This window comes from Microcoleus sp. BM001215392, assembly GCF_036700185.1.
Classification (GTDB): Bacteria; Cyanobacteriota; Cyanobacteriia; order Cyanobacteriales; family Microcoleaceae; genus Microcoleus.
Genome location: NZ_JAUBOJ010000667.1, coordinates 1 through 1,801 on the forward strand (window position 1 = coordinate 1; position 1,801 = coordinate 1,801).

1 protein-coding gene and 1 pseudogene are annotated in these 1,801 nt (G+C 46.2%); one reads left to right on the top strand and one right to left on the bottom strand.

Annotation, left to right across the window (positions count from 1 at the left end; genetic code table 11):
* Positions 1-328 precede the first annotated feature (328 nt).
* The gene (locus QT974_RS33970) at positions 329-865 is read right to left on the bottom strand and encodes a hypothetical protein (RefSeq protein WP_333472754.1); all 537 of its coding nucleotides are present in this window, start codon (positions 863-865) and stop codon (positions 329-331) included.
* 522 nt (positions 866-1,387) lie between these two features.
* Here QT974_RS33970 and QT974_RS33975 point away from each other — a divergent pair.
* A pseudogene (locus QT974_RS33975) lies at positions 1,388-1,801 on the top strand (hypothetical protein); the annotation flags it as partial.

Genomic DNA, 1,801 nt, shown 5'->3' on the forward strand with positions numbered 1-1,801 from the left:
TTACCAAGAAGAATGGGTTTAAAGCCTCCTCCTTCTAGGGGGAAATAAAACAAAATTATTCACTATTTCAATCCTCTTCCTTTTAGGGAGAGGTAACTGTCAACTCTCAACTGTCAACTCTCAACTGAATCGCACCCGATGTGTCCCTAGAAACAATCCCGGCGGGCACGCACCATCCCACAATCCTATGACAAACAAACACCAAATTGATTCTGTATCAATCTTTACTAAAAAGAAATTGTGGGCGAGCTTTGAGCAGCGCCCCAAACACAAAAAATACACCGAAAAAACTGAAAATTCCTATCCCCTAAAACTTGCAATCACCGCACTACTGAGGCTTAGTTTCCGATGACTTTCCAACATTTTGTGCAGCGCGAGGATAAGCCTCCTTCAGAATCGCCTTAACCTTGGGCTTTTGTTCAGCAGTCAGATTAATTTCAGTCAAAGCTTGACGCATTTTCTCACCAGACTTCAGCTTAGTATTCAAACTTTTGTATTGCTCAAGCGTCAACACCTTAGAGAGTTTTTCACTAACTTCCTTGCGCTTCTGCGCCCGTTCAGCATCCGACATTTTGGGCTTCTTACTATCTGTAGAATTTGCAGCCACCACATCAGATTTAGCATCCTTGGAAGCAGTCACATCGGGCTTTTCCGATGAAGTTGCGGGATTGGTAGCAGCCGTGTCAGACTTAGCATCCTTAGAAGCAGTCGCATTGGCCTTGGTTTCCGATGAACTTACCGGATTCGCCTTAGCGGGGCTGGTTTCCGAAGCCTCCGGAGTGTTGGATGGCGCACAAGCAGACAAACCGCCAACCAACAGGGCGCCGGCGAGGATAAATGCTGGTGCGATCGTACTTCTGGTCATAATTCACTGCCTCAAGTTAACTTTCATCCCCAATGCTACAACCTAAAATCCATTGCTGCATCACCCAACAGCAGGTAAACCCCGCCGCCCTCTCCTAGTTCCCAGAAACATTGGTATCTCTCGCTTTGATCCGAGGCTCGATCCCCCTCGCATCCCCCCTAACAAGACTCACTTTGAGAAGCATCTTGTCCCTGCTTAAGAAGCAGAACTCTGACTGCTTCCTGTCCCCCCCTTAAGAAGGGAGGCTAGGGGGGATCGAGCCTCGGCGGTAAACAGAAAACCTGTCATACATTGGTATCTCTCCCTTTAATCCGAGGCCCGATCCCCCTAAATCCCCCTTAGGTCGGGGGACGAAAGAGAAGCATCTTGTCCCCCCCTTCTTTAAGGGGGGCTAGGGGGGATCGGGCCTTTGCGGTAAACAGCAGTCTATCCCAGAACCCCAGCCACCCACATCTGCGGTTCAGAAACACCTTGAATTTCCCCGACAAAAGATGTAAAATTCAACAAACATGGGTAGTCAAAATGAACCAAGCACGCCGCCAAGCCTATCTCATCCTAATTGAATCTCTCCTCACCTGTCCCAGCGAAGAAAAAACCGCAATCCTGCAAGCTAATCTAGAATTATTAGACGATGAATTTGCCGAATATTTGCGAGAGTGGGCAACAGAAACACTGCCCAACTTGGATGCAAGTCAAGCATATAGTTTTGCCTCAAATATTTATAATATTAATTATATTATTGGTGATTTCCCTCTAGGAAGTAGGGCTAGTAATTTAGAAATTGCTATTGCTTGCGACGATATAGTATTAATGGTTTGGACTAAGGATATTTACCCAGAAAAGTGGGCTCAGATACAAAATAGTCGGGCTATCGATTACACAAACAGAATCAAGGGAGACAGAGGTGATAATTTAGAAAAGGCGATCGGCTTTTAT